Annotated in this window: 30 protein-coding genes; 18 read left to right on the top strand and 12 right to left on the bottom strand. The window is 67.6% G+C overall.

What is annotated here, in order from left to right; all coding sequences use genetic code 11:
- The 5 genes from DES45_RS20455 to DES45_RS20475 all read right to left on the bottom strand — a co-directional run.
- Nucleotides 1–181, bottom strand: a 181-nt coding sequence (locus DES45_RS20455) for a porin (RefSeq protein WP_210210246.1), incomplete at its 3' end; no start/stop codon positions are given.
- A gap of 462 nt (nucleotides 182–643) precedes the next feature.
- A complete protein-coding gene (locus DES45_RS20460; protein WP_114772063.1) occupies nucleotides 644–1234 on the bottom strand; it encodes a histidine phosphatase family protein in 591 nt (196 codons plus the stop codon).
- A gap of 2 nt (nucleotides 1235–1236) precedes the next feature.
- Nucleotides 1237–2061 (bottom strand): enoyl-ACP reductase FabI, encoded by an 825-nt coding sequence (gene fabI, locus DES45_RS20465; protein ID WP_114772065.1) that lies wholly within the window; start codon nucleotides 2059–2061, stop codon nucleotides 1237–1239.
- A gap of 116 nt (nucleotides 2062–2177) precedes the next feature.
- Nucleotides 2178–3131, bottom strand: a complete 954-nt coding sequence (locus tag DES45_RS20470; RefSeq protein WP_114772067.1) for a DnaJ C-terminal domain-containing protein — start codon at nucleotides 3129–3131, stop codon at nucleotides 2178–2180.
- A 100-nt stretch (nucleotides 3132–3231) separates the two neighbouring features.
- On the bottom strand, nucleotides 3232–3717 hold the full coding sequence (locus tag DES45_RS20475) for an RT0821/Lpp0805 family surface protein (RefSeq protein ID WP_245571813.1): 486 nt from the start codon (nucleotides 3715–3717) through the stop codon (nucleotides 3232–3234).
- A gap of 46 nt (nucleotides 3718–3763) precedes the next feature.
- Between DES45_RS20475 and pdxH the strand changes: the two genes are divergently transcribed.
- Nucleotides 3764–4372, top strand: coding sequence for a pyridoxamine 5'-phosphate oxidase (gene pdxH / locus DES45_RS20480; protein WP_114772072.1), 609 nt, complete (start codon nucleotides 3764–3766; stop codon nucleotides 4370–4372).
- 187 nt (nucleotides 4373–4559) lie between these two features.
- The gene (locus DES45_RS20485; RefSeq protein ID WP_114772263.1) at nucleotides 4560–5282 is read left to right on the top strand and encodes an SDR family NAD(P)-dependent oxidoreductase; all 723 of its coding nucleotides are present in this window, start codon (nucleotides 4560–4562) and stop codon (nucleotides 5280–5282) included.
- A gap of 60 nt (nucleotides 5283–5342) precedes the next feature.
- Here the strand turns inward: DES45_RS20485 and DES45_RS20490 are convergent, their stop codons facing one another.
- The 3 genes from DES45_RS20490 to DES45_RS20500 all read right to left on the bottom strand — a co-directional run bounded on the left by DES45_RS20490 (nucleotide 5343) and on the right by DES45_RS20500 (nucleotide 9240).
- Entirely contained in the window at nucleotides 5343–7004 is a 1662-nt protein-coding gene (locus tag DES45_RS20490; RefSeq protein WP_210271979.1) for a PAS domain-containing hybrid sensor histidine kinase/response regulator, read from the bottom strand.
- Nucleotides 7005–7006: 2 nt separating this feature from the next.
- Nucleotides 7007–7831: an alpha/beta fold hydrolase gene (locus DES45_RS20495; RefSeq protein ID WP_114772076.1), complete on the bottom strand. Its 825-nt coding sequence runs from the start codon at nucleotides 7829–7831 to the stop codon at nucleotides 7007–7009.
- A gap of 338 nt (nucleotides 7832–8169) precedes the next feature.
- Nucleotides 8170–9240 carry a citrate synthase/methylcitrate synthase gene (locus DES45_RS20500; RefSeq protein ID WP_114772265.1) on the bottom strand — a complete coding sequence of 357 codons (1071 nt, stop codon included), beginning with the start codon at nucleotides 9238–9240 and terminating at the stop codon, nucleotides 8170–8172.
- Nucleotides 9241–9317: 77 nt separating this feature from the next.
- On the opposite strand from DES45_RS20500, the gene DES45_RS20505 reads away from it, so the two are divergent.
- The 5 genes from DES45_RS20505 to DES45_RS20525 all read left to right on the top strand — a co-directional run bounded on the left by DES45_RS20505 (nucleotide 9318) and on the right by DES45_RS20525 (nucleotide 12398).
- Nucleotides 9318–10436, top strand: a complete 1119-nt coding sequence (locus DES45_RS20505; RefSeq protein WP_114772078.1) for a citrate synthase — start codon at nucleotides 9318–9320, stop codon at nucleotides 10434–10436.
- Nucleotides 10433–10882, top strand: coding sequence for an NUDIX hydrolase (locus tag DES45_RS20510; protein WP_114772080.1), 450 nt, complete (start codon nucleotides 10433–10435; stop codon nucleotides 10880–10882). Before DES45_RS20505 ends, DES45_RS20510 begins: the two co-directional genes overlap by 4 nt.
- The gene (locus tag DES45_RS20515; RefSeq protein WP_245571815.1) at nucleotides 10879–11481 is read left to right on the top strand and encodes a TIGR02301 family protein; all 603 of its coding nucleotides are present in this window, start codon (nucleotides 10879–10881) and stop codon (nucleotides 11479–11481) included. The genes DES45_RS20510 and DES45_RS20515 overlap by 4 nt, the downstream gene beginning before the upstream one ends.
- Nucleotides 11482–11620: 139 nt before the next feature.
- Nucleotides 11621–11884, top strand: a complete 264-nt coding sequence (locus DES45_RS20520) for a hypothetical protein (protein ID WP_114772082.1) — start codon at nucleotides 11621–11623, stop codon at nucleotides 11882–11884.
- A gap of 202 nt (nucleotides 11885–12086) precedes the next feature.
- Entirely contained in the window at nucleotides 12087–12398 is a 312-nt protein-coding gene (locus DES45_RS20525; RefSeq protein WP_114772084.1) for a GIY-YIG nuclease family protein, read from the top strand.
- Between the two features lie 366 nt (nucleotides 12399–12764).
- Here the strand turns inward: DES45_RS20525 and DES45_RS20530 are convergent, their stop codons facing one another.
- Nucleotides 12765–14099: a dihydroorotase gene (locus DES45_RS20530; protein ID WP_114772086.1), complete on the bottom strand. Its 1335-nt coding sequence runs from the start codon at nucleotides 14097–14099 to the stop codon at nucleotides 12765–12767.
- Nucleotides 14100–14173: 74 nt separating this feature from the next.
- Here DES45_RS20530 and ygfZ point away from each other — a divergent pair, with 74 nt between their 5' ends.
- The 9 genes from ygfZ (at nucleotide 14174) to DES45_RS20575 (ending at nucleotide 22561) form a co-directional block, all read left to right on the top strand.
- Nucleotides 14174–15064, top strand: coding sequence for a CAF17-like 4Fe-4S cluster assembly/insertion protein YgfZ (ygfZ, locus tag DES45_RS20535; RefSeq protein ID WP_114772088.1), 891 nt, complete (start codon nucleotides 14174–14176; stop codon nucleotides 15062–15064).
- 118 nt (nucleotides 15065–15182) lie between these two features.
- On the top strand, nucleotides 15183–17126 hold the full coding sequence (locus DES45_RS20540) for a hybrid sensor histidine kinase/response regulator (protein ID WP_170151578.1): 1944 nt from the start codon (nucleotides 15183–15185) through the stop codon (nucleotides 17124–17126).
- 108 nt (nucleotides 17127–17234) lie between these two features.
- Nucleotides 17235–17882 (top strand): FMN-binding negative transcriptional regulator, encoded by a 648-nt coding sequence (locus tag DES45_RS20545; RefSeq protein ID WP_114772092.1) that lies wholly within the window; start codon nucleotides 17235–17237, stop codon nucleotides 17880–17882.
- Between the two features lie 89 nt (nucleotides 17883–17971).
- On the top strand, nucleotides 17972–18580 hold the full coding sequence (locus DES45_RS20550) for a DNA-3-methyladenine glycosylase I (RefSeq protein ID WP_114772094.1): 609 nt from the start codon (nucleotides 17972–17974) through the stop codon (nucleotides 18578–18580).
- Nucleotides 18580–19182 carry an HD domain-containing protein gene (locus DES45_RS20555; protein WP_114772096.1) on the top strand — a complete coding sequence of 201 codons (603 nt, stop codon included), beginning with the start codon at nucleotides 18580–18582 and terminating at the stop codon, nucleotides 19180–19182. The genes DES45_RS20550 and DES45_RS20555 overlap by 1 nt, the downstream gene beginning before the upstream one ends.
- A 46-nt stretch (nucleotides 19183–19228) precedes the next feature.
- On the top strand, nucleotides 19229–19741 hold the full coding sequence (locus tag DES45_RS20560; RefSeq protein WP_114772098.1) for a tyrosine phosphatase family protein: 513 nt from the start codon (nucleotides 19229–19231) through the stop codon (nucleotides 19739–19741).
- A gap of 86 nt (nucleotides 19742–19827) precedes the next feature.
- The gene (locus tag DES45_RS20565) at nucleotides 19828–20076 is read left to right on the top strand and encodes an exodeoxyribonuclease VII small subunit (protein ID WP_114772100.1); all 249 of its coding nucleotides are present in this window, start codon (nucleotides 19828–19830) and stop codon (nucleotides 20074–20076) included.
- A gap of 107 nt (nucleotides 20077–20183) precedes the next feature.
- Entirely contained in the window at nucleotides 20184–22094 is a 1911-nt protein-coding gene (gene dxs, locus DES45_RS20570; protein ID WP_114772112.1) for a 1-deoxy-D-xylulose-5-phosphate synthase, read from the top strand.
- On the top strand, nucleotides 22094–22561 hold the full coding sequence (locus DES45_RS20575; protein ID WP_114772114.1) for a YbaK/EbsC family protein: 468 nt from the start codon (nucleotides 22094–22096) through the stop codon (nucleotides 22559–22561). Before dxs ends, DES45_RS20575 begins: the two co-directional genes overlap by 1 nt.
- 12 nt (nucleotides 22562–22573) lie before the next feature.
- On the opposite strand, the gene DES45_RS20580 is transcribed toward DES45_RS20575, so the two are convergent.
- Together DES45_RS20580 and DES45_RS20585 are read right to left on the bottom strand one after the other, a co-directional pair.
- Nucleotides 22574–23287: a superoxide dismutase gene (locus tag DES45_RS20580; protein ID WP_114772116.1), complete on the bottom strand. Its 714-nt coding sequence runs from the start codon at nucleotides 23285–23287 to the stop codon at nucleotides 22574–22576.
- A gap of 115 nt (nucleotides 23288–23402) precedes the next feature.
- Nucleotides 23403–23585: a hypothetical protein gene (locus DES45_RS20585; protein WP_114772117.1), complete on the bottom strand. Its 183-nt coding sequence runs from the start codon at nucleotides 23583–23585 to the stop codon at nucleotides 23403–23405.
- Between the two features lie 106 nt (nucleotides 23586–23691).
- On the opposite strand from DES45_RS20585, the gene DES45_RS20590 reads away from it, so the two are divergent.
- Nucleotides 23692–24420, top strand: coding sequence for a TlyA family RNA methyltransferase (locus DES45_RS20590; RefSeq protein ID WP_114772119.1), 729 nt, complete (start codon nucleotides 23692–23694; stop codon nucleotides 24418–24420).
- Entirely contained in the window at nucleotides 24413–25663 is a 1251-nt protein-coding gene (locus DES45_RS20595; protein WP_114772121.1) for a class I SAM-dependent RNA methyltransferase, read from the top strand. Before DES45_RS20590 ends, DES45_RS20595 begins: the two co-directional genes overlap by 8 nt.
- Before the next feature lie 206 nt (nucleotides 25664–25869).
- Here DES45_RS20595 and DES45_RS20600 read toward each other — a convergent pair whose 3' ends face one another.
- Nucleotides 25870–26619 (bottom strand): SOS response-associated peptidase, encoded by a 750-nt coding sequence (locus DES45_RS20600; protein WP_114772123.1) that lies wholly within the window; start codon nucleotides 26617–26619, stop codon nucleotides 25870–25872.
- Nucleotides 26620–26640: the final 21 nt, after the last annotated feature.

The following is a 26640-nucleotide window of genomic DNA, read 5'->3' on the forward strand; positions in this document are numbered from 1 at the left end:
CGCCAACGCGGAGGCAGGTTTCGGTGCCGGGGATGTAGAAGAAGCCTGCACCGTAGGTGGAGCAGACGCGAACGTACTCAACAGGCGCAGCCTTCGCGACGGGAAGATCTGCTGCCTGGGCGCTCACGACAGCGGCGAGACCCGCCGCCGATCCGAGCAATAGGCCCTTCATAAGCTTCATCGTTGGTCCTCCAGACAAGTTCACACTCTTGCCGCGAAACATCGGCGCTTGGTGCGGGCGGACGGCGATGTCGCCGTTCGTCCGCGCTTTTCTCGTTCGCGGGAAGCCGCACCAACAGGCTAGTATAAGACGGCCAGAAAAGTCTGTTGCGGTGACGCAACAGGAGGACCATTTTTATTCAAGCAGATTTGTGCATCGAAAGGATTAATACATCCGAATTACGAGAAAATCTTCTCGTTAATAGGAATTTAAAAAGGGTTTGGCGAGTTTATTATTTGTGTTTTACTCCACACGTCTTCGGATTGACCTCCAAAGACATTCTAGACCCCCACTCGGCCCTGCCTGCTCCACAGGCAGGGCTTTTTGTATTTGGTCCAGCGCAGACGCGCCCACACGGGTGCGGCGCGAGATCCGGCACCGGGCCGATGAAGACCGATGAACGATGGGGATGGGGCCCGCCGATCAGACCCAGCGGTAGCTGCGCCTCTGGATGACCAGGACCTTGCCCTGCCAGATGTCGATGCTTGCGGCGTCGCGGGTGGAGACGCCGCAGGTCGCGGCCAGGAACGCGCGGGCGACGCCCCCGTGGGCGACGACGACCGTGTCGCGGGTGAGGTCGTCGAGAATGGGCCGGACGCGCGCGGTCAGCATGGCGTAGCTCTCGCCGCCGGGCGGGGCGTAGTTCCACTTGTCGCGCTCGCGGAGCGCCGCGAGCTGCGGCTCTTTCTTCCGCACTTCCTTCCAGGTCAGGCCTTCCCAGTCGCCGAAGGTCAGCTCGACGAGGCGTTCGTCGAGCCGGTAGCTTTCGGGATCGAGCCCCATGGCCGTGCGCAGGAGCGCCATGGTCTCGCGGGTGCGGGTCATCGGGCTCGCCACGTAGGCGAGGTCTTCCACATGCGGCACGAGGCCCATGAGGCGGCGCCCTGCCTCCTCGGCCTGGACGCGGCCGAGATCGTTGAGCGGAATGTCCTTCTGCCCCTGGAGACGCCCCTCGAGGTTCCAGTCCGTCTCGCCGTGGCGGATGAAGTAGATCGTGGGACGGCTGTCGCTCACGGCTATTCTTTGTCGAGCGAGAGGTCGGGAGCTTCCGGGTTCTTCATGCCGACCACGTGGTAGCCGGCGTCCACGTGCAGGATCTCGCCCGTCATGCCGCGGGACATGTCGGACACCAGATAGGCGGCCGTCTCGCCCACCTCCTCGGTGGTGACCGTGCGGCGGAGCGGCGAGTTGTACTCGTTCCACTTGAGAATGTAGCGGAAGTCGCCGATGCCGGAGGCCGCGAGCGTCTTGATCGGGCCGGCCGAGATCGCGTTGACGCGGATGTTCTTGGGGCCGAGATCCGCCGCGAGGTAGCGCACCGAGGCCTCGAGCGCCGCCTTGGCGACGCCCATGACGTTGTAGTGCGGCATCCACTTCTCGGCGCCGTAATAGGTGAGCGTGAGCAGCGAGCCGCCCTCGTTCATCAGCTTCTCGGCCCGCTGGGCGATGGCCGTGAAGGAATAGCAGGAGATCAGCAGCGACTTGGTGAAGTTGCCCTCGGAGGTCTCCACGTAGCGGCCGGTCAGCTCGTCCTTGTCCGAGAAGGCGATGCAGTGGACCACGAAGTCGAGGGAGCCCCAGAGGTTCTTCACCTCGTCGAAGACTGCATCGATGCTGGCGCCGTCCGTGACGTCGCAATGCCCAACCACCACGCCGCCGAGCTCCTTCGCCAGGGGCTCGACCCGTTTTTTAAGGGCCTCGCCCTGGTACGTGAAGGCCAGCTCAGCCCCGTGCTTGCGGGCCGCCTGCGCGATGCCCCAGGCGATCGAGCGGTTGTTCGCCACACCCATGATCAAGCCGCGCTTTCCGGACAGAATGCCGGGCGCCGTTGTCTCCGCCATGATTCACCTAAATCGTCGCTGGACACGTCAGAAAGAGGGCTTCTTTAACCGACACAGCGACGGGGGGGAAGACCTCTCGGGCCTGCCTTAGTGAATCATCCTCGCATGAGGGGATTTTATTCCGCCTTGGCCGAGCGGCGTTTGCGCGCGTAGGCGAGCAGGTCCTCGTCCACCACCTCGGGCAGCCTGATCTCCACCGTGACGAGCAGGTCGCCCGGCCCGGTCTTGCCGGGCAGGCCCTTGCCGCGCAGCCGGAAGGTGCGGCCGGAATTGGTCATGGGCGGGATGTTCATCTCGACCGCGCCGGTGAGCGTCGGCACCCGGATGGTGCCGCCGAGCACCGCCTCCTCGATCTCGATCGGCAGGCGTTGCCGCAGGTTCGAGCCTTCGGGGGTGAACCTGTCGTGCGGGGCGATCTTGATGGTGAGCAGGGCGTCACCCGGATCGATGCCGGGCGCTCCCGCGCCCAGGCCCCGCAGGCGGATCACCTGGCCGTCGGAGACACCCTTGGGGATCACCACGTCCACGTCCCGCCCGGTGGGCAGGCGCAGGCGCTTCTTGGCCTCGCCGGCCACCTCTTCGAGCGTGACCGTGAGGGTCGCGTTCACGTCCTCGCCCTTCTGGCCGCGGGGCCGGGCGCGGCTCTGCTGCCGCGCGCCCTCGCCGGCCGACCGGAAGGCCTCGCCGAAGATCTGGGAGAAAAAGTCCTCGCCCGGATCCGCGCCGGCCCCGGCGCCCCGGCTGCTGCGGCGTCCGCCGAACGGGCCGCCCGCATTGAACCCGAAGCCGAAATCCTGCGCGCCGCCGCCGCGGCCGCCGCCGAAACCCTCGAACCCTTGGAAGCGCGGCTTGCCCTCCGCGTCGATCTCGCCACGGTCGAACTGGCCGCGCTTGGTCGCATCGCCGAGGATCTCGTAGGCGGAGTTCACCTCCGCGAACTTGTCCTTGGCCTTCGGGTCGTTCGCGTTGCGGTCCGGATGGTAGGCCTTGGCGAGCTTGCGGAAGGCCTTCTTGATCTCCGCTTCGTCAGCGGTGCGGGAGACGCCGAGAACGTCGTAGGGGTTGCGCATCGAAAGTATCCATGAGCCGTCAGATTGGGCTGGCAGCCCTGTGGGCTGACGACCATATGGGAAAAGTGTTGCGTGTTTGCAACGCCTCCTTGGATGGGAGCTAGACCTTGGCTTCCCCCTTGACCGGCTTGACCTCCTGGATCGCCCAAGCGCCGCCGGAGGGGCGGCAGGCGGTGCCCTGGAGGGCCGCGGGCGAGACGCCGGTGAGATGGGCCGCGAAGCTGCGGCAGATCTGGTCGTCCTTCACGAAGGGGGCGCCCGTGGGCGTGAAGGCGCCCTTGCGCTGCGAGGCCGGGTTGTCCCACGAGACCTGGGTGCCCGGCCCCTGCGGGTCGAGAGCGACCGCGAGCGCCGCCCTGGCCCGGCGCCAATCCTCCTCGTCGAGCTCGGCCGAAAGCACGATGGGCGCCTTCGGGGCGATCGAGCCCGTCGCCACGGGCTCGGGGTCCCGCTCGTCGAGCCCGACGACCCCGAACGAGAAGCTGCAGGCGCCGGCCGCCAGGGCGATCATCCCGGCTGCCGCCACTTTCATGGCTTCGCTCGCGAAGGCGACTGATCTATAACGGCGCGCAGCGGCCCTGTTCACGCGTCGGGTCTCCCGGAACACAAAAGTCACATCTCAGGATAGAACCTTGAATCAGTTAAGAACCGGTGACTTCACCGAAGCCGACGAGCCTTTCGACCTCTTCCGCTCCTGGATGGAGGAGGCCACGGCCTCGGAACCCAACGACCCGAACGCCATCGCGCTCGCGACCGTGGACGAGACCGGCCTGCCGAACGTGCGCATGGTGCTGCTCAAGGGCTTCGACGAGGCCGGCTTCGTGTTCTACACCAACACCGAATCCAACAAGGGCCGCGAGCTTCTCGGCCAGCGCAAGGCCGCCTTCGTGATGCACTGGAAGAGCCTGCGTCGGCAGGTCCGGGTGCGGGGCGATGTCTCCATTGTGAGCGACGCCGAGGCCGACGCCTATTTCCAGAGCCGCCCGCGCGACAGCCGCATCGGCGCCTGGGCGAGCCAGCAGTCGCGCCCGCTGGAGAGCCGCTTCGCCCTCGAGAAGGCGGTCGCCCTCAACACCGCGAAATACGCCGTCGGCGAGGTGCCGCGCCCGCCCTACTGGACGGGCTTCCGCATCGCGCCGGTCTATATCGAGTTCTGGCAGGACAAGCCCTTCCGTCTCCACGACCGCGTCGCCTTCACCCGCGAGGGCGAGGGCTGGCTGAAGAACCGGCTCTATCCGTAAGGGCTCCGACCCGCGCCACATTCGAACTGTTCCGATGTAGGCGCCGGGGCGTTCCCTTGGGCGGCGTTTGTGGGTATGGGTTCTGGCTGGCGGCGGGGCGCTCCCGCGGCCGAATGCTTGCCAGCCGCCTCAACGGTCGCACATCAGGGTTCCCATGGCCTCATCGTCGAACACCTCCCGCCGCATCATGCTGCTCACCGGCGCCAGCCGCGGGATCGGGCATGCCACGGTCAAGCGCTTCTCGGCCGCCGGCTGGCGGGTCATCACCTGCTCGCGCCACGCCTTCCCGGAGAACTGCCCGTGGGAGATGGGGCCGGAGGACCACCTGCAGGTCGACCTCGCCGACGCGGAGGACACCCGCCGCGCCATCGCGGACGTGAAGGAGCGCCTCGCCGCCGAGGGCGGCGTCCTGCACGCGCTCGTCAACAACGCCGGCATCTCGCCGAAGGGGCCGGGCGGCTCGCGCCTGAACGCCCTCGACACCCGCTACGAGGACTGGGTGCACGTGTTCCAGGTGAACTTCTTCGCCTCGATCATGCTGGCCCGCGGCCTGCAGGACGAGCTGACCAGGGCCAAGGGCTCGGTGGTCAACGTGACCTCCATCGCGGGCTCGCGCGTCCACCCCTTCGCGGGCGCGGCCTACGCCACCTCTAAGGCGGCGCTGGCGTCCCTCACCCGCGAGATGGCGGCCGATTTCGGCCCGCTGGGCGTGCGCGTCAACGCGATCTCGCCCGGCGAGATCGACACCTCGATCCTGTCGCCAGGCACCGAAAAGATCGTCGAGCAGCTCCCCATGCGCCGACTCGGCACCCCCGACGAGGTCGCCAAGGCGATCTACTTCCTGTGCACCGACGCCAGCTCCTACGTGACCGGCGCGGAGCTGCACATCAACGGCGGGCAGCACGTTTAGGTTGTGAGGCGGGAGGCCGGTCCGGCAGGAGATCCGGACCCTCTCGACCCGCGGAAACCATCACGTCGAGCCATCGAGCATCTGTCTCACCTTCGCGGCGAGCTCAGCATAGGTGAAAGGCTTGCCGATCAGATGCATCCCGGGGTCGAGGCGGCCATGGTGAACGATTGCATTAGCCGTGTACCCGGTCGTGTAGAGCACCGGCACCCCCGGCTTGCGCCGCGCCACCTCCTCGGCAAGAGCCCGTCCGTTCATGCCGCCCGTGAGAACGACGTCGGTGAACAGCAGCTCGATTTCCGGATGCTGCTCCAGGATCGCCAGAGCGCCCTTCCCGTCGGCCGCCTCGAGAACCCGGTATCCAAGGTCGCGCAGCGCCTCGACCGCATAGGCGCGAAGGCTCGGTTCATCCTCGACGACCAGAATGGTCTCGCCGGAACCCCTCACCGTCGCTAGAGCCCGGGCAGCCCTCTCCACAGGCTCCTCATCGGAGCCGATCAGGCGGGGAAGGTAGATCTTGATGGTCGTGCCTTCTCCGAGTTCGCTGTAGATCCTGACGTGGCCGTTTGACTGCCGAACGAAACCGTACACTTGGCTGAGGCCAAGCCCAGTTCCCTTGCCCGCCTCCTTGGTGGTGAAGAACGGCTCGAACACCCGCTCCATCGTGGCCTTGTCCATCCCAGTGCCGGTATCAGAAACCGACACCTGCACGTACTGCCCGGGCGGCACAGGCTCGGCCAAGGCCTCCACATAGGCTTCGTCGAGGCGGGCGTTGGCCGTCTCGATCGTGAGCTTGCCTCCGCTCGGCATGGCGTCGCGGGCGTTCACCGCCAGGTTGACGATGGCGTTCTCCAGCTGGTTCGGATCCGCTTGCGTCCGCCAGAGGCCGCCGGCCAGAACCGCCTCGAGCACGACCGTCTCGCCCAACGTCCGCCGCAAGAGTTCGGACATGCCGGCCACCAGCTTGTTGGCGTCGATGGGCTTGGGATCGAGCGGCTGCCGCCGGGAGAAGGCCAGAAGCCGCTGGGTCAGGGTTGCCGCCCGGCGCGTCGCCTCCATGGCATGGTCGGTTGCTCTCTGGAGCCGCTCGTGTCCTTCGGGCAGACGGCGCTGGATGAGCTCGATGTTGCCGACGATGATCGTCAGCAGGTTGTTGAAGTCGTGCGCGATGCCGCCGGTGAGCTGGCCGACCGCCTCCATCTTCTGCGCCTGTCGCAAGGCATCCTCGGCCTTGAGACGCTCCGCCACCTCCTGGGCAACCCGCTCCTCCAGCGTCTCGTTCAGGCGCCTGAGCTCCTCGGTGGCCTGCTCGGCCTTCTGACGTGCAAGAAGCAGCTCCCTCTCGTATCTGCGTCGGTCGGTGGCGTTGAAGAGGGTGATGCGATGCACCATCGGGCGCCCGGCAGCATCCAGCTTCTGGACCGTGTTCGCCAGGACCGGCAGCTGGCGCCCGTCTGCGCAGATCAGATCGAACGCGATCTCGTTCACGAAACCCTGCATCCGTAGAAGCGGAGCAAAGTGGGTGTCGTAGAAGATCTTGCCGCCAATGCTGAGAAGCTCTTGAAAGCACTTCTGGCCGACGAGGTCCCTCCGATCCGCGCCAATCCACGTGAGAAAGGTCTGGTTGACCCGGATGATGGTGCCGTCCGGCAGCGTCGAGAGGTAACCACAGGGGGCGCTCTCATAAAGTTCCTCGGCCGTCTCGATGAGAGCGCCGGGCTCCATGCTCACCAGGCGACCGCCTTTGCTGGCGCCGGATCGCTTAGAAAGGCTTCCATGGCGGCGATCGTCTCCTCTGGCGCACTCAGGTTGGGGCAGTGCCCGGTCGCCTTCAACAGAACGAACTCGCTGTCCGGAAGGCTCTGGTGCATGTAACGCCCGACCGCCTCCGGCGCAATCACATCCTGGGAGCATTGGAGGATGAGAGCCTTCGTCGCGAGCTTAGGCAGATCCGCCCTGTTGTCGGACAGGAAGGTCACGCGGGCGAAGTGCTTGGCGACCTCGGGATCGGTGCGGCAGAAGCTGTTGGCGAGTTCTTCACCGAGTTGGGGCCGGTTCGGGTTGCCCATGATGACGGGGGCCATGGTGCTGGACCAGCCCAGATGGTTGCTGTCGAGAAAGTCGAGCAGGCCCTCGATATCCTCCTGCTTGAACCCGCCGACGTAATCGCCGTCGTCGATGTAGCGCGGAGACGGGCCGATCAGAACCAGCCGGTCGAAGCGCTCCGGCTGCCGAATGGCGGCCAGGACCCCGATCATGGCGCTGACGGAGTGCCCCACGAGGATCACGTCGTTCAGGTCCAGCTCGCGGCAGATCGCCAGCACGTCCTCCGCGTAGGCACCGAGCGAGTCGTATCGCGTCCGGTCGAAGGCCGCCGCATCGGACTGCCCATGCCCGACATGGTCGAAAAGGACGACCTTGTACCGTTCCTCGAATGCAGGGGCGATGAAGCGCCACATGTTCTGGTCGCAGCCGTATCCATGGGCGAAGAGCATGGGCTGCTCCCCGCGACCGACGACCTTGACATTGTGTCGCTGTAGAACGGCAGACATAGGTGCTCCGCGTTGTCGAGAGAGTGACGATAGAGAGGTTCGCTATGATGCGGAAGCGAACTTTGCAGTTCAGGTGAGCTACGTAGGCCCGTCGGCGCCTGTTTCAATCCGATGCATCGCTCGCGACGCACCTCGAGGCGCCGACAGAGGGGAGGCTTAGGACGAAGGCCGCGGTTCGACAGGACGAACGGCGCTCTGAATACCTTTCTCAGGATCGCCCGATTGCGCAAGGAGCCGGTCGTTCCAGGCCGCCCTATGGATTATCGCTGCATATCCGGACCCCTGTTGCAGCCATCAACGGCGTGGCGGATCCATCCTCGACGGCATCGCGAATCCCCTCACGCCGCCTCCGCCGGCCACGGCCCCACGTAGCGCGACTGCGGGCGGATGATCCTCCCGGTCTTCACCTGCTCGACCGCGTGCGCGACCCAGCCTCCCGTGCGGCCGGCACCGAACAGGGGGGTGAAGCCTTCGCGGGGGATGCCGAGGGCCTCCAGCAGGAGGGCGGTGTAGAACTCCACGTTGGTGTCGAGCCGGCGGCCGGGCTTGCGGCGCTCCAGCACCGTGAGCGCGGCCTTCTCGACCGCCTCCGCGAAGGCGATGCGGTTCTCCCGGCCTTTCAGCTTTCCGGCGGCGGCTTTGAGCACGTCGGCGCGGGGGTCGCGCACCCGGTAGATGCGGTGGCCGAAGCCCATGAGGCGCTCGCCGCGGCCGATCGCGTCGTCGAGCCAGGGCTCGGCGTTCTCCGCCAACCCGATGGCGTCGAGCATGTCGAGCACCGGGCCGGGGGCGCCGCCGTGGAGCGGGCCTTTCAGGGCGCACAGGCCCGCCACCACGGCCGAGAGGATACCGGCCTCCGTTGAGGCGACGACGCGGGCCGTGAAGGTGGAGGCGTTGAGGCCGTGGTCGAGGACCGTCACGAGATAGGTGTCAAGCCCCGCAGCCTCCCCCGCATCGGCAGAGGCATCCCGCAGCATGCGCAGCAGGTCGGCGGCGTGCCCGGCGGACGGGTCGGGCGCGACGGCCGCAAGCCCCCTCGCCCCGCGCACCGCCATGGCGGCCGCCACCGCCGCGCCGCCCACCGCCAAAGCCGCCGGGTCCTCGTCCACATCCGGCAGGCCCGACAGGAGCAGGCGCATGCCCTCCACGGGCGTGAGGCCGCCAAGCTGCGGGCCGAGCCCCGCGAGGTGGCCGAAGGCCCGCACCCGGGCGGCACCGAACCGGGCGCGCAGATCGTCGGACGATCCCGGAACCAGCCCGTCCCACAGGATCGCGACCGCCTCCTCGTAGCTCACCCGGCCGGCGAGCTCTTCCAGGTCGTGGCCGCGGATGATCAGGCGGCCCGCCTCCCCGTCCACGTGGCTCAAAGCGGTTTCGGCCGCGACGACGTCATCCAGTCCGATCTTCATGGGATGATCTCCTTTGTTGGAGATCACCATCCCGCCGGGATTGCCTTCGGGTCAATCTTGAATCAACATATCAATATATGAACGCTCCGTCCCTCGAACTCACCTCGGCGGAATCCGCCTCGGGCCGGCTCGGCATCAGCCGGGCGAGCCTCTACGCCTATGTGAGCCGCGGGCTGATCCGCTCCTTCGCGTCGCCGCACGATCCGCGCCAGCGGCTCTATGCCCTCGACGACGTCGAGGCGTTGGCGGAGCGCAAGGCCCGGTTCCGCCGCCCAACGGCGGCGGCCGCCACCGCCCTCGATTGGGGCCTGCCGGTGCTGGAGACCAGCATCACCCAGATCAAGGACGGACGCCTGTTCTACCGGGAGCGCGACGCGGTGGAGCTCGCCCGCACCGCCACCCTGGAGGAGACGGCCCTGCTCCTGATCGGCGGGCTCGACGAAGGCGCGTTCCGGCTCCCGTCCCGGCCGCCCGAAGGGCTGGCGGGTCCTGCCTTCGGGCCGCATGCCTTCGTGGCCCAGGCGGTTCGCCTCCTCTCGGCGCCGGCGCCCAAGGAGGCGCGCTCCGCCGAGGTGGCGGCGATTCTCAGGCTCGTGGCGGCGGCCGGCAGCGGGGCCGATCCGGGCGCCGTCCCCATCCACCGGCACCTCGCCTCATGCTGGAACGCGCCGCGGGCCGAGGATGCGATCCGGCGCGCCCTGGTGCTCTGCGCCGACCACGAGCTCAGCTCCTCGGCCTTCGCGGTGCGGGTCACCGCCTCGACCGGGGCCTCCCTGCGCAACGCGGTGATCGCCGGGCTCGCCGCCTTGAGCGGTCCCTACCATGGAGGCATGACCGAGCGGGCCCGGACCTTCCTCGAGGATCCGGGACGTCCGCCGGGTTTTGCCTTCCGGCACCGGCTCTATCCCGAGGGCGACCCGCGCGCCTGGGCCCTGCTTGAGGGCGTGCCGCTCCTGGCCTCCGACGCGACCACCCTGAAGGCCGTCGAGGCCGCCACGGGAGAGAAGCCCAGCATCGACGTGGCCCTCGTCATGGTCGAGCGCGCCTATGGGCTGCCCTCGGGCGCGGCCTTCGCGCTCTTCGCCATCGCCCGCACGGCCGGGTGGCTCGCCCATGCGGTCGAGCAGCGCGGCCAAGCCACGCTCATCCGCCCGCGGGCGCGCTATGTTCTGGCGCAGGAGGCGCCCACACCATGACAGGCGACCGGCTCTATCCGACCCGCCCCATCCTGGCGGCTTCCGTGGCGGTGTTCCGCGACGGGCGCGTCCTCCTGGCGGCGCGCGGCAAGCCGCCCTGGGAGGGCGTCTTCTCCCTGCCGGGCGGCGTGGTCGAGATCGGCGAGACCCTGGGCGAGGCCGCCCTGAGGGAACTTGAGGAGGAGGTCGGGGTTAAGGCCAAGCTGATCGGCCTCGTGGCCCCCGTCGAAGTGATTGAACGGGAGGCGGATGGCCGTGTAAAGCATCATCTCGTCATCGCCGCCCACGCCGCCCGCTGGGTCTCAGGCGAGCCACAGACCGGGCCGGAAGCAAAGGACATCTGTTGGGTCACGGAACGCGACATCGTCGGCCTGCCTATGACGCCGGGGCTTGCCGGGATCCTCGAGCAGGCCTTCCGGCTCGCCGCGCAGGACCCCGCCGCATGAGCCGCGCCGCGACGGCTGTCCTCGCCGCCACGGCTCTCGTCGCCTCTTTCCAGCCGCTTGCGGCTCAAGGGTTTTTCGAGCGCCTGTTCGGCCCGCCCGTCGGCCAGCCGGGAATGCCCCCGCAGCCCCAGCCGCAATACCGGCAGCAGCCCCAGTTCAGGCCGCAGCCCCAGCCTCAACCGCGGCAGCAATCCCAGCCCCAGCGGTCGCAGCCGCAGCAGCGCTCGTCGTCCCAGCCGCAGCCCCAGCAGCCGCAACAGCAGGCGGAACCCGCCCCGGCGGCGGCCGAGCCGCCGCCCGCCCCTTACGAGAAGGAGCTTCTGCGGCTCGCCGAGATCATGGGGTCCCTCGCTCTCCTGCGCCCCCTCTGCGCGGCTTCGGACGCGAACGAGTGGAGCCGGCGCATGCAGATGCTCATGGAGGCGGAGGGCACCACGCCCGGACGCAAGGAGCGCCTCGCGGGCGCCTACAACAAGGGTTACCAGGCCTTCGCCCTCACCTACCACGCCTGCACGGCCTCGGCCCAGGAGGCCTCCAACCGGTATATCCGGGAAGGCGAGTTGCTCGCCCGCAACATCGCCGGACGATATGGCGGGTGAGCCTGTGGATTATCCACATCCTTCGCGCGTTTCCCTCTCGCGTTAACCTCCTTGCAAGGTGATGCTGGCCCTAGGGCACCGCGCCAATTAAGTTCGAATCAACTGAACTCGCGCGCTGCCCCTCAAAGGGGCAAGGATCATGAACGACAACGACGTCCCTCTCACCGATCTGCCGGAACTGAGCGCCATCAAGCAGGCGGCCCTGAGCTACGTGACCGACGCTTTCGCGGAGGCCGAACTCGACGGGCTGGATGCGGACTGCATGGCGCAGGCGGCCCTGTTCGCCGCCTTCCAGGAGCTCGTCGCCACCTATGGCGAGGAAGCCGTGGCGGACTACGCCGCCGGCCTGCCGGACAAGATCCGCACGGGCGCGTTCTCGATGGCGGTGTCGCTGAAGCACTAGGCCGCCAGCTCAAGAGGCTCTCACCCTGAGGGTGGCTCACCCCCAGCCCTCATCCTGAGGAGGACCTTCAGGTCCGTCTCGAAGAGCCTGCCCTGGACTTGATCCGGGGACGAGGGCGTCTCCAGCATGCTCCGGAACCTCCCTGACGCAGCTGTGCGGCTTGTCAGGATTAGGATGCGTCGTTTGCTCCACAGGCGCAGAAATGAGTGGCTGCTGGTTCTACATTCTCCGCTGCGCCGACGGCAACTATTACGTCGGGACCAGTCGGTTGGACGATCTGCAAACGGGCGTCAGCCAACATAACCAAGGCACCTTTGGAGGCTACACGGCGAAGCGACGGCCGGTCACCCTCGTCTATCCGGCACATTTTTGGGACATCACAGACGCCATTGCCTTCGAGCGGCAGGTCAAGGGCTGGTCTCGCGCCAAGAAGGAAGCGTTGATCCGCGGAGATTTCGGTGCTCTTCCGGAACTCTCGCGGCGCAAGGCGAAACGAGAATCTCCCGTATCCTAACCTCCATCCTCATCCTGAGGAGCCGCACCAGCGGCGTCTCGAAGAACTCTTCCAGAGCGCGCCGGAGACGCCTCGTCCTTCGAGACTCTTCACTCCTCGGGGCGAAGCGATGGGAGCCTCTTTTCCTCACCCTCATCCTGAGGAGCGGCGCAGCCGCGTCTCGAAGGATGCTTCCAGCGCGCACTGGAGACGCCTCGTCCTTCGAGACGGACCTACCGGTCCTCCTCAGGATGAGGCTTTGGTAGCGTTGCTGTCTCTCCAGGTCCTCGATGGACGATCTGCCCCTGCTACTCGTATTGACTCGTCAGGTCGGCTACCGGGTCGTCCTGCAGAACGCGGCGTGGGAGGCGTGAGAACGCTGTGCGCTCAAGCCCGCAGCGTCTCCTCGAACCGCACCGTCTCGCCCAGCGAGGGCGCTTCCAGCGCGCCGTCCCACATGACCACGTTGCCGCGCACCACCGTGCCGATGGGCCAGCCGGTCACCTGCTTGCCGTCGTAAGGCGTCCAGCCGCATTTGGACGCGATCCAGCTGTTGGTGATCGTCTCGACGCGCTTCAGGTCGACGACGGTGAAATCGGCGTCGTAACCCACGGCGATCCGCCCTTTGCGGGCGATGCCGAACAGGCGCTTCGGGCCAGCACTGGTGAGGTCCACGAAGCGCTCCAGGGTCAGGCGCATGGAATTCACGTGGTCGAGCATGATCGGCACGAGGGTCTGGACGCCGGTCATGCCCGAAGGCGTGTTCGGGTAGGTCTTGTCCTTCTCCTCGCGGGTATGCGGCGCGTGGTCGGAGCCGAGCACGTCCGCGACGCCCTCGTCCAGGCCCTGCCAGATGGCGTGGCGGTGCGCCTCGTCGCGCACGGGCGGGTTCATCTGAACGTAGGTGCCGAGGCGCTCGTAGGCCTCCGGGGCCACGAGGGTGAGGTGGTGCGGCGTGACCTCGACTGAGACGAGGTCCTTGTAGTCCTTCAGGAGCGCCATCTCCTCGGCGGTGGTCACGTGGAGGACGTGGATGCGCGCGCCCGTCTCGCGGGAGATGCGCACGAGGCGCTTGGTGCAGGCGAGCGCGACCTCGGCCGAGCGCCAGACCGGGTGCGAGCTCGGATCGCCTTCGACGCGCAGGCCTTTCCGCTCGCGCAGCATCGCCTCGTCCTCGGAGTGGAAGGCCGCGCGGCGGCGGGTCTGGCGCAGGATGCGCGCCACGCCCTCGTCGTCCTCGACGAGCAGCGAGCCGGTGGACGAGCCCATGAAGACCTTGATGCCGGCGGCTCCCGGCAGGCGCTCCAGCTCCGGAATGTCGGCGATGTTCTCGTGCGTGCCGCCGACCCAGAAGGCGAAGTCGCAATGCATGCGGTGATGGCCGCGCCGCACCTTGTCGGCGAGCGCCTCGGCGCTCGTGGTCTGCGGGTCGGTGTTGGGCATCTCGAAAACGGCCGTCACGCCGCCCATGACGGCGGAGCGGGAGCCCGATTCGAGGTCCTCCTTGTGGTCGAGGCCCGGCTCGCGGAAATGCACCTGGGTGTCGATAACCCCAGGCAGGATGTGCAGGCCGCGGCAGTTGATCACACGGGCGGCGGAGGCCTGGGAGAGGTCGCCGATGCGCGCGATCGTGCCGGCGCGGATGCCGACGTCGCGCTCCACGCGTCCGTCCTGGTTCACGACGATGCCGCCTTTGAGGATCAGGTCGTAGGTCTCGGGCATGATGAACTCGTCCCTTGAGGCTGGTGCCGGATGGGCATATGTCGTGCTTTCAGTCAGAGCAACTGGAGCAGGACATGCCGTCAGCGCATTTGGCCGACCGGGGCGTCGTAAGAGTTTCCGGCGAGGACGCCAAGACATTTCTCGACGGCCTCGTCACCTGCGATCTCGACCGGGTTTCGCCGCAGGCGGCACGGCTCGGCGCCCTCCTGACCCCGCAGGGCAAGATCATGTTCGACTTCATCGTGTTCGAGGCGCCGTCCGAGATCGAAGGCGGCTACTATCTCGACGTGCTGAAGGTCCATGCGCCCGAGCTTGCGAAGCGCCTCGGCTTTTACAAGCTTCGCGCCAAGGTCGCGATCCAGGATCTCTCCGACTCCCTCGCGGTGGTGGCCGGCTGGGACGATCCGAAGCCCGCCGACGAGGCCGGACTCGTGGCGGACGATCCGCGCCTGCGGGAACTCGGCTGGCGGGCGATCGTGGCCGCCGAGGACGCGGCCGAATTCGCGTCCGTGCCGGCGGACGAGTACCACGCTCGCCGCATCGCTCTCGGCGTGCCGGAAGGCGGCCGGGACTTCCTGTTCGGGGACGCCTTCCCGCACGAGGTCCTCATGGACCAGCTCCAGGGGGTCGACTTCGACAAGGGCTGCTATGTGGGCCAGGAGGTGGTGTCGCGGATGCAGCACCGGGGCACGGCGCGCACGCGCATCGTGCCGGCGCTCTACGAGGGCGGGTTCGCGGCCGAAACCGGGGTCGAGGTCACGGCTGGCGAGAAAACCCTCGGCAAGACCGGCACCGGCGCGGGGGGCCGCGGCCTCATCATGATCCGCCTCGACAGGGCGGCCGACGCCCTTGCGGCCGGCGAGACGATCCGCGCCGGCGGCATTCCGGTCCGGCTGGAGAAGCCGACCTGGATCGGCTTTCCGTTCCCCGGCGAGACAGTCCCCGAGAGCAGCAAGGTGGGCTGAGCGGAAGCCTTGCCGGCTAAGACTGACGGAACGTAATAGATGCCGTCGCGTTGTTTTCCGTTAGGCCTTTAATCCGCGCAATAATCGCGGGAGCCCAACCCGCTTTTGGGGACCTTTAATGGACGTCGTATCAGCGTATCGCCCGCCGCCGATGAACGGAGACCTTTATCAGCTCCTCATTGCGTCGATCACCGACTACGCGATTTACATGCTCGACCCGTCCGGCATCATCACGAGCTGGAATCCCGGGGCGCAGCGTTTCAAGGGCTACAGGGACACGGAGATCCTCGGCAGCCATTTCTCCAGGTTCTACACGCCGGAGGACCGCGCGACCGACCTGCCGCGGCGGGCGCTGGAAACCGCCAGAACGGTCGGCAGGTTCGAAGGCGAAGGCTGGCGCGTGCGCAAGGACGGCACCCGCTTCTGGGCCCAGGCGATCATCGACCCGATCTGGAGCAAGGACGGACAGCTTCTCGGCTTCGCCAAGATCACCCGCGACGTCACCGAGAAGCGCAATGCCCAGCTCGCCCTGCAGGAGAGCGAGGAACGCTTCCGGCGGCTGGTTCAGGGCGTCACTGACTATGCGATCTATATGCTGGATCCGACGGGCCAGGTGACGAACTGGAACATGGGCGCGCAGCACATCAAGGGCTACCTCGCCGACGAGATCGTCGGCCAGCATTTCTCCAAGTTCTACACCCCCGAGGACCGCGCGGCGGGTCTGCCGCAGCGGGCGCTCGAGACCGCCCGGACCGCCGGCAAGTTCGAGGCGGAGGGCTGGCGCCTGCGCAAGGACGGAACCCGCTTCTGGGCCAGCGTCGTCATCGACCCGATCTATGACGATCAGAAGAACCTGATCGGCTTCGCCAAGATCACCCGGGACATCACCGAGAAGAAGAACGCCCAGGAGGCTCTCGCGCAGGCCCAGGCGGCCCTGTTCCAGTCGCAGAAGATGGAGGCGGTGGGCCAGCTCACCAGCGGCATCGCCCACGACTTCAACAACCTGCTCACCATCATCGTCAACAATCTCGACCTCCTGACCCGCAGCGCACGCGAGCCGCGCGACGTGCGCCTCATCGAGAGCGCCCACCGCGCCGCCGAGCGGGGCGCGAAGCTCACGCAGCAGCTGCTCGCCTTCTCGCGCCGGCAGCCGCTCCAGCCGAGCCTGATCAACCCGAACGCGCTGATCAGGGAGTTCGAACCCGTCCTCAGGAGGGCCTGCGGGGAGACGACCCAGATCCGGCTCTCCCTGGCGCCGGATCTCAAATCGGCCCAGATCGACGGACCGCAGTTCGAGGCGGCCCTGCTCAACCTCGTGGTCAATGCCCGCGACGCCATGCCCGAAGGCGGCGAGCTGTCGATCACGTCGAAGAACGTCACGCTCGCGGAGAAGGACTGCTCCGGACGCGGCCTGGAGCCGGGGGCCTACGTTTCGGTCGAGGTGACCGACACGGGAGAGGGAATGCTCCCGGAGACCGTTGCCCGCGCCTTCGAGCCCTTCTACACCACGAAGGAGGTCGGCAAGGGCACGGGCCTCGGGCTGAGCCAGGTCTACGGCTTCGTCACCCAGTCCGGCGGACATGTCCAGATCGACAGCGAGCCCGGCGATGGCACGACCATCACCATGCTGCTGCCGGCCCAGGACAACGGAGAGGAGTCGGAGAACGTGGCTCAGTCGGAGGAGACCGTCCGGGAGACCCGCGGAACCGTGCTGATCGTGGAGGACGAGCCGGAGGTCCTGGAAATCGCCCAGGAGATCTTCGACAGCCTCGGCTACGAGGTCCTCTCGGCGATCGACGCCGTTTCGGCCCTCGACATGCTCAAGAGCGACACCCGCATCGACATCCTGTTCTCGGACGTGGTCATGCCCCGTGGCATGAACGGAATCGAGCTCGCCAAGGAAACCCACCGGCTGCGCCCTGACGTCAAGATCCTGCTGGCCTCCGGGTACCCGGCCTCGACGCTGCCCTTCAAGGAACTGCCGGAAGGGGCCGCCTTCATCAGCAAGCCCTATCGCTGGACGGAGCTCGCCGACAAGCTCCGCAGCCTCCGGATCGGCTGAGCCGTCGCGGACCCATCGTTTCGGGTGATGTGGACGGCATCCATTTTTGATTGGCCAAGCGGGTGCGCGGGCGGCTAATCCTCTGAAGCCTTCTGCCGGGAGCCCGCGATGTACCAGCCGCCCCATTTCCGCGAGGACCGCCTCCAGGTCCAGCACGGGCTGATCCGGGCCCATCCCCTGGGCATGCTGGTGACGAACGGGAGCAGCGGCCTCGTGGCCAATCCCCTGCCCTTCGTGCTCGACGCCGCCGCCTCGCCGCTCGGGACCCTGAAGGCCCATCTGTCGCGGGCCAACGGCCAGTGGCGCGACCTCGACCCCGACCAGGAGGTGCTCACCATCTTCCAGGGCGTCGACGCCTACGTCACGCCGTCCTGGTACGAGACCAAGCGCGAAACCGGCAAGGTGGTGCCGACCTGGAACTATGCCGTGGTTCAGGCCTATGGCCGCATGACGGTGATCGATGATCCGGACTGGCTGCGGCGCCAGATCGGCGAGCTGACCGCCGCCCACGAGGCCTCCCGGCCCGAGCCCTGGGCCGTGGACGACGCCCCCGCGCCGTTCATCGCGGCGCAGATCAAGGGCATCGTCGGCATCGAAATCGAGATCACCCGGATCGAGGGCAAGTGGAAGGTCAGCCAGAACAGGCCCGAGACAGATCGCCTGGGCGTGGCGGCGGGGCTGCGGTCCATTGGGGACGATGCGGCTCACCGGATGGCCGAGATGGTCGATGCGAAGGGGGCGCTGTCGGAGAGCTGAGACGCTTGTTCTCACCTCTTCCACCGGCAGAGGTGAACAGTGCGCTGCTCCATCTTCCCGACTCCCCCGGAGCCCGCTACACGTCACTCATGACCGACGGACTGATCCTGCACCCCGACAACAAGGCCCGCTGCTGGTGGCCGGGCACCGACCCGCTCTATGTCGCCTATCACGACACGGAATGGGGCGCGCCGGAATTCGACGACCGGGCCCTGTTCGAGAAGCTGATCCTCGACGGGTTCCAGGCCGGGCTGTCCTGGATCACGATCCTGCGCAAGCGCGACAACTTCCGGCGGGCCTTCGCGGGCTTTGACCCGGCCGTGATCGCGCGCTTCGACCAGGCGCAGGTGGAAGCCCTGATGCTCGATGCGGGCATCGTGCGCAACCGCGCCAAGATCGAGAGCACGATCGCGAGCGCGCGGGCCTGGCTCGCCATCCAGGAGCGCGGCGGCTTCTCGGCCTTCCTGTGGGACTTCATCGACGGCCGCCCGGTGCAGAACAACCTGAAGACCCGCGCGGACATCCGTCCCGAGACGGAGGTGTCGCGGCGCATCTCGAAGGCCCTCAAGGCCGAAGGCTTCAACTTCTGCGGCCCAACCATCGTCCATGCGTTCATGCAGGCGGTCGGCATGGTCAACGACCACCTGACGGGATGCTTCCGCCACGCGGAATGCGCCGCCATCGCCGAGCGCCTGTGATGTCGAAGGAGCCGCGCGTCTGGCAGCGAATGCTCTCGGGCAGACGCCTCGACCTCCTGAATCCCTCCCCGCTCGACGTCGAGCTCGAGGACATTGCGCACGGGCTCGCCCGCGTGGCGCGATGGAACGGCCAGACGGTCGGGCCCTACATCTTCTCCGTGGCGCAGCACAGCCTGCTGGTCGAAGCGATCGCCGCCCATCTCGACCCGGACATGCCGCGCGCCGCAAGGCTCGCCGTGCTGCTGCACGATTCGCCCGAATACGTGATCGGCGACATTATCTCGCCGTTCAAGGCGGTCATCGGCGACGCCTACAAGGCGATCGAGGGGCGGCTCCTCGCGGCGATCCACGTGCATTTCGGCCTGAGCCCGGAGCCCTCCGCGGCGCTCAAGCGCTTCATCAAGAAGGCGGACCGGCAGGCGGCATTCCTCGAAGCCACGAAGCTCGCGGGCTTCACCCGCGAAGAGGCCCTGAAGTTCTTCGGCCGCCCGGAGCCCTTCGGCCGCGACATTCTCGCCCTGCTGGAGCCCTGGCCCATCGAGGAGGCCGAGCGCTGCTTTCAAGAGAAGATCGAGACGGTTCACGCCCGGACCTGTCCCTGAAACGACGAGAGCCGGATCCCGCCCCTCTCCCACCCGAAGGTTCTTGATGCCGACCCTGCACGTCTGCCCCCTGTCCCGCCTGCACGACACCGTCGCGACGACCGGCGCGAGCCATGTGGTCACCCTCATGGGCGTCGGGGCGAAGGTGGAGAGGCCCGCCGCGGTCGCTCCGGAACGGCACCTCGTCATCGGCATGAGCGACATCGTCGAGCCCCTCGACGGCCATACCCTGCCGGTGGGGGAGCACGTCGAGGCGCTGCTGGCCTTCGTCCGGGCCTGGGGCCGGGAAAGCCCCCTCCTGTTCCATTGCTGGGCCGGGATCAGCCGCTCGACCGCCGCCGCCTACATCTCGGCCTGCGCCCTCGTGCCGGAGCGAAGCGAGGCCGCCATCGCCCGGGCCCTGCGGGAGGCATCCCCCAGCGCGACGCCGAACGCCCGCCTCGTCGCCCTCGCGGACGACATTCTCGGGCGCGAGGGCCGGATGGTCGAGGCGATCCGGGCCATCGGCCGCGGGGCGGAGGCCATGGAGGGCACGCCCTTCACGCTTCGCCTGGCCTGAGGCGCGGCGTCCCGGGCCTACTCCAAACTTGCCAGGAGCCGCGGCAATCCGCATAACGCAGGATCAGGCAACAGCGGATCGCGGGCATGACCGACACCACTACCATCAAGACCCTCCCGTTCGAGAAGGCCTTGGCCGAGCTCGAGGAGATCGTGCGGCGCCTGGAGCGCGGCGACGTCCCGCTCGAGGATTCGATCATGATCTACGAGCGCGGCGAGGCCCTCAAGAAGCACTGCGAGCTGCTGCTGAAGAAGGCCGAGGCCCGGATCGAGAAGATCACGGTCGGGGCCGACGGCCAGGCTTCCGGAACCACTCCCCTGGACGTGGCGGAATAGCCCAGCTTTCCAAAGGGAAATGAGCCAGCCTCCCGTTTGACCAAGGCCGATCCTGACCCTATCTGCAGATCAGAAGGCCGCTTGCAGACGCATTGGCGAGAACAGTTTTGTCCACACCCCTCCTCGACACCATCAAGACCCCGGACGATCTCCGACAGCTCCCCGAAAACCAGCTCAGGCAGGTGGCGGATGAGCTGCGGCAGGAGACGATCAGCGCCGTCTCCGTCACCGGTGGGCACCTGGGCGCCGGCCTGGGGGTGGTCGAGCTGACGGTCGCGCTTCACTACGTGTTCAACACGCCCGAGGATCGGCTGATCTGGGACGTGGGACACCAGGCCTACCCGCACAAGATCCTCACCGGGCGCCGGGACCGCATCCGGACCCTGCGCCAGGGCGGCGGCCTCTCCGGCTTCACCAAGCGCGCCGAGAGCGAGTATGACCCCTTCGGGGCGGCCCATTCCTCCACGTCGATCTCGGCCGGCCTCGGCATGGCCGTGGCCCGGGACCTCGAGGGCAAGCACAACAACGTGATCGCCGTGATCGGCGACGGCGCCATGTCGGCCGGCATGGCCTACGAGGCCATGAACAACGCCGGCGCCATGCATTCGCGCCTGATCGTGATCCTCAACGACAACGACATGTCGATCGCCCCGCCCACGGGCGCCATGTCGTCCTACCTGGCGCGCCTCGTCTCCGGCGGCACCTACCGTGGCCTGCGCGAGACGGCCAAGCAGCTCGCCAGGAAGCTGCCGAAGTTCATCTACGAGAAGGCCCAGCGCGCCGAGGAGTTCGCCCGCGGCTTCTGGACCGGCGGGACGATGTTCGAGGAGCTCGGCTTCTACTATGTCGGTCCCATCGACGGCCACAACCTCGACCACCTGCTGCCGATCCTGAAGAACGTCCGCGATTCGGGAACCGGCCCGATCCTGGTCCACGTGGTGACCCAGAAGGGCAAGGGCTACGCCCCGGCGGAGGCCTCGGCCGACAAGTACCACGGCGTCGTCACCTTCGACGTGGTGACCGGCGCCCAGACCAAGGCCAAGGCCAATGCCCCGGCCTACACCAGGGTCTTCGGCGAGAGCCTGATCAAGGAGGCGCAGGCCGACGACAAGATCGTCGCCATCACGGCCGCCATGCCGACCGGCACCGGAATCGACATGTTCTCCAAGGAGTTCCCGGCCCGCACCTTCGACGTCGGCATCGCCGAGCAGCATGCGGTGACCTTCGCGGCCGGCATGGCCACGGAAGGCTACAAGCCCTTCTGCGCCATCTACTCCACCTTCCTGCAACGGGCCTACGACCAGGTCGTGCACGACGTGGCGATCCAGAACCTGCCCGTGCGCTTCGCCCTCGACCGCGCCGGCCTCGTGGGCGCCGACGGGCCGACCCATGCGGGCTCGTTCGATGTCGCCTATCTCGGCTGCCTGCCCAACATGGTGGTCATGGCCGCCGCCGACGAGGCGGAGCTCGTCCACATGGTGGCGACGGCCGCCGCCTACGACGACGGCCCAATCGCGTTCCGCTACCCGCGCGGCGAAGGCGTGGGTGTGGACATGCCCGAGAAGGGCGTGCCGCTCCCCATCGGCAAGGGCCGCATCGTCCGCGAAGGCAGCCGCATCGCGATCCTGTCGCTGGGCACGCGCCTCTCGGAGGCCCTGAAGGCCGCCGAGGAGCTGGAGGCGCGCGGCCTGTCGACCACCGTCGCCGACGCTCGCTTCGCCAAGCCTCTCGACGAGGAGCTGATCCTGCGGCTCGCCCGCGACCACGAGGTCCTGATCACCGTCGAGGAAGGCTCGGTCGGCGGCTTCGGCTCCTTCGTGCTCCAGCTCCTGTCGGACAAGGGCGCCCTCGACCGCGGCACCCTGAAGGTGCGCTCGATGATCCTGCCCGACCTCTATCTCGACCAGGACAAGCCGGAGCGCATGTACGCCCAGGCCGGCCTCGACGCGGCCGGGATCGTCACCAAGGTGTTCGAGGCGCTCGGCCAGGAGGCCGCCACGAAAAAGGCCCGGGCCTGATGAGCCTGGACTCGGTGCGCGCCTTCCTGAGCGAGAAGGCGCCGGACATCCGCATCATCGAACTCGACGTCTCCACCGCCACGGTGACGCAGGCCGCCGAGGCCCACGGGGTCGAGCCCGGGCGGATCGCCAAGACCCTGTCCCTGAAGATTGGCGAGCGCGCGATCCTCGTGGTCGCGCGGGGCGACGCCCGCCTCGACAACCGCAAGACCAAGGCTGTCTTCGGCGCGAAGCCCAAGATGCTGGACGCGGAAGCCGTCCAGGAGCTGACCGGCCATCCGGTGGGCGGCGTCTGCCCCTTCGGGCTGGCGACGCCGCTTCCGGTCTATTGCGACGTGTCCCTGCGGGCGTTCGACGAGGTGGTGCCGGCCGCCGGCGACATCCATGCCGCCGTGCGCATCGACCCGCTGCGGATGGCCGAACTGGTGAATGCCGAGTGGGTCGACATCTGCCAGGACATCCCGTGAGCGCCTGAGCGCTCAGATCGTCAGCGTTCCCGCCTTCGCGGCCGCGTAGCGCTCGCCGATCCTGTCCCAGTTCAGCACGTTCCACCACGCCTTCAGGTATTCCGGCCGGCGGTTCTGGTACTTCAGGTAATAGGCGTGCTCCCACACGTCGTTGCCCATCAGCACCCGCTGCCCGTCCATGAGGGGCGTATCCTGGTTGGGCTTCGCCACAAGCGCGAGCTTGCCCGACCGGTCGACGGTCACGAAGACCCAGCCGGAGCCGAACTGCTTCTCGCCCGCGGTGTTGAAGTCGCTCTGGAACTTCTGGAACCCGCCGAGGTCGCGCTCGATGGCGGTCTTCAGCTCGCCGGAGGGCTCGCCGCCCTGTCCGCCCATGATCTGCCAGAACATGGTGTGATTGGCGTGCCCGCCGCCGTTGTTGCGAACCGCGGTGCGGACCGATTCCGGGACCGCGTTCAGATTGGCGAGAATCTCGTGAAGGGGCGTCTTCGCCAGCTCGGCATTCTGCCCGACCGCCGCATTGAGGTTGTTCACGTAGGCGGCGTGATGCTTGCCGTGATGCAGCTCCATGGTCTGCGCATCGATATGCGGCTCGTTCTTCGACGGCGCATACGGCAGGGGATCGAGCTTGAACGGTCCCGTCTGCGCCTGCGCCCAGGCCCGGGGAATGGCGGCGCTGGTGGCGAGCAGGGCTGCTCCCGTCAAGAGATGGCGGCGGCTGATCATGGCGGCTCCTTCGGTTGGGCCCGTCGCGGGCGTCCGGACGGATGATGCCGCATCTAGGGCCCGGTTCCGGCATCTGAAGGGATTGTGATCCGCGAAGCCGCCGGAGTGCGAACGATCAGATCGGCAAGGGGCCGGCCTTCGCGGCCTTCGCCCTCGCTTCGGCAGAGGGATCGTCGGCGGCCCCGGAGACGGTCGGCACGGGCGTGATGCTCTCCGGGGCTTGCATCAGAACGCTGGTGATGGCAGCGCTGGTGGCGAGCAGAACCGCCCCGGACATGACTTCGCGTCGGTCGATCATGGCGAATGCTCCGATCCGGTGATCTGGGTCATGCATGGAAATGTAAAGGGGGCGGATCTTTGTTCCGTCCCGAGGGATGAGAACCACCTGTGATGGCGAGGATCGCATGACCCGCAAGCGCGCCGATGTCGTTCTGGTCGAACGCGGCTTCTTCACGAGCCGCGCCCGGGCCCAGGAGGCCATCGCGGCTGGGCTCGTCACCGTGAACGGCACGGTGATCCGTAAGGCTTCGGACACCGTGCCGGAGGAGGCCGTGATCACGGCCGAGCAGCCGCATCCCTACGTCTCCCGCGGCGGCGTGAAGCTGGCCGCGGCCCTCGACATCTTCCAGATCGACCCGAAGGGCCTCGTCTGCCTCGACCTCGGTGCCTCCACCGGCGGCTTCACCGAGGTTCTTCTGAAGCGGGACGCCGCGCATGTTTACGCGGTCGATGTCGGCCACGGGCAGATTCATCCCACCATCGCGGCCGATCCGCGGGTGACGAACCTGGAGGGAACGGATGCGCGCTCGCTGAGCACCGACCTGATCCCGGAGCCCATCGACCTGCTGGTCTCCGATGTGAGCTTCATCTCGCTGAAGCTCGTCCTGCCGCCCGTGATTCCGCTGCTGAAACCGCATGCCGTGATGGCGGTTCTCGTGAAGCCGCAGTTCGAGGCCGGGCGCGACAACGTGAAGAAGGGCATCGTCCGCGACGCGGCGGTGCATCGCGCCGTCTGCGAGGACATGACGGCCTTCGTCCAATCCCTCGGCTTCGAGCCGATGGGGATCGTCCCCTCGCCCATCGAGGGCGGGGACGGCAACCGGGAATTCCTTTTGGGAGCACGCCGTGGCTGAACAGGTGACCATCACGCGCCTCGGCGCCAAAGCCGACGGGATCGCGGAGAGCGGCTCCGGCCCCGTCTTCGTGCCCTACACGCTGCCCGGCGAAACGGTGACCATCGAGCGCGACGGTCAGCGTGCGCGCCTCGTGTCGGTCGATGCACCCTCGCCCGAGCGCGAGACGCCGTTCTGCCCCTATTTCGGCGAATGCGGCGGCTGCGCGACGCAGCACATGCGGCACGGCTTCTACCAGACCTGGAAACGCGACACCCTCGTCCACACGCTGCGCCAAGCGCGGATCGAGGCTCCCATCGAAGAGCTCATCGACGCCCACGGCGAGGGCCGCCGGCGGGTGACGCTACACGTGCGCTTTCCCGACCGCGCCATGCATGTGGGCTACATGGCGGCGCGCAGCCACCATGTGGTCGAGATCGAGTTCTGCCCCATCGCGGAGCCCTCTCTGAAGAGCGCCGCACCGCCGATCGCCCGCGCCATCGGCGAGCATCTGCGCGCGGCCCGCAAGCCGCTCGACATCCAGATCACCGCCGTCACGACCGGGTTCGACGTCGATGTGCGCGGCCATGGGCCGTTGAAGGACAAGGACCGCCTCGGCCTCATCGATCTTGCCGAGCGGCTCGACCTGGCGCGTCTCTCGATCCACGGCGACGTGATCGTCGAGCGCCGTCCGCCCGCGATCGTCATGGGCCGCGCCTCCGTCGTTCCGCCCGCGGGCTCCTTCCTTCAGGCGACGCGGCTCGGCGAGGAAACGCTCGTGGGCTTCGTGACGGAGGCCTGCCGCGGCGCCAAGCGCGTCGCCGACCTCTTTTCGGGCGCCGGCCCCTTCGCGCTGCGGCTGGCCGAAAAGGCGGAGGTTCATGCGGTCGAGACGGAGGCCGGAGCCATCGCGGCCCTCGACAAGGCCTTCCGCGCAACGCCGGGCCTTCGCCGCATCACGACCGAGACCCGCGACCTCTTCCGCCGTCCGCTGCTGACACTGGAGCTCAATGCCTTCGATGCGGTGGTGGTCGACCCGCCGCGGGCCGGTGCGGAGGCTCAGGCGAAGCAGCTCGCCGTCTCGAAGGTGCCGCTCGTCGTCAGCGTGTCCTGCGACGCCGCCACCTTCGCGCGCGACGCCGCGATCCTGATGGGCGCGGGCTTCCGCCTGGAGCGGGTGATCCCGGTCGACCAGTTCAAGCACAGCCCGCATCTCGAAGTGGTAGGCATCCTGCGCCGCGACGCGGCGAAGAAGCGGCGGTAAGCTCGCTGCTAAACCCTTGCAACGGATGGGCAATCCTGCGCGGGCCGGATGCCGGCGCAGAAAAACTGTGTGTGCGTGGAATAAGGCCCGCGTGTCGACCGTTATCGAACACCGGCCCACCGTAGTCTCTCCAGACCCGCTGGAGATCCCTTGACCGGTTACCTCCAGGCGCCCTGCCCCCGGGCGCCATTTTTTTGCGCGTTCTGCTAGAACAGCTTTCCCTGCTCGTCCTCGTCGGTGGAGCGGGGTTTCGCAGCCTTGCGCTTCGTCTGCTCGACGGGTTTGGCCTCCGGAGCGCTTAAGGGCTCCTGCACGCCCGGATCGTCGTTCTCGACCTTGTTGACGCGGCTCGAGACCGGCACCACGTCGAGCCAGTCTTCCGGGCACGGGCGGACGAGGCGCATCACGTCGGCGCGCTCGTCGCGCACGTCGAGCCAGGCCCCGATGTCGTCGGGAGACAGGATCACCGGCATCCGGTCGTGCACGGCCGAAAGCGTGCCGTTGGCGTCCGTGGTGACGATGGCGGCGGTGTCGATCTCGCCGCCGCTCGGGTCCGCATAGGTCTCCCACAGCCCCGCGAGCGGCATCGGCCCGCGGTTGCGCGGGCGGATGAGGAAGGGCGCCTTCTCGCGCCCGTGGCGCTGCCATTCGTAGAAGCCGTCCGCCAGGAAGATGCAGCGCCTTCGCTTCAACGCCGCCTTGAAGGTAGGCTTGGTCTGCAGCGTCTCGCCGCGCGCATTGATCACCAGCGGGAAGTCCTTCGGGTCCTTGACCCAGGACGGCAGGAAGCCCCAGCGCACCAGCATGAAGTGCCGGTCGCCCTTGTCCTCGATGACGATCGGGACCGGCTGGGTCGGGGCCACGTTGAAGCGCGGCGGGAAGTTCGGCTGCTCCGGATAGCCGTAGAACTCCCGATAGGTGTCGGGAGGCAGGGTGACGGCATAGCGCCCGCACATGGCGATCTCCTCCGCTTCTGT

Source organism: Microvirga subterranea (assembly GCF_003350535.1).
Taxonomy (GTDB): Bacteria; Pseudomonadota; Alphaproteobacteria; order Rhizobiales; family Beijerinckiaceae; genus Microvirga; species Microvirga subterranea.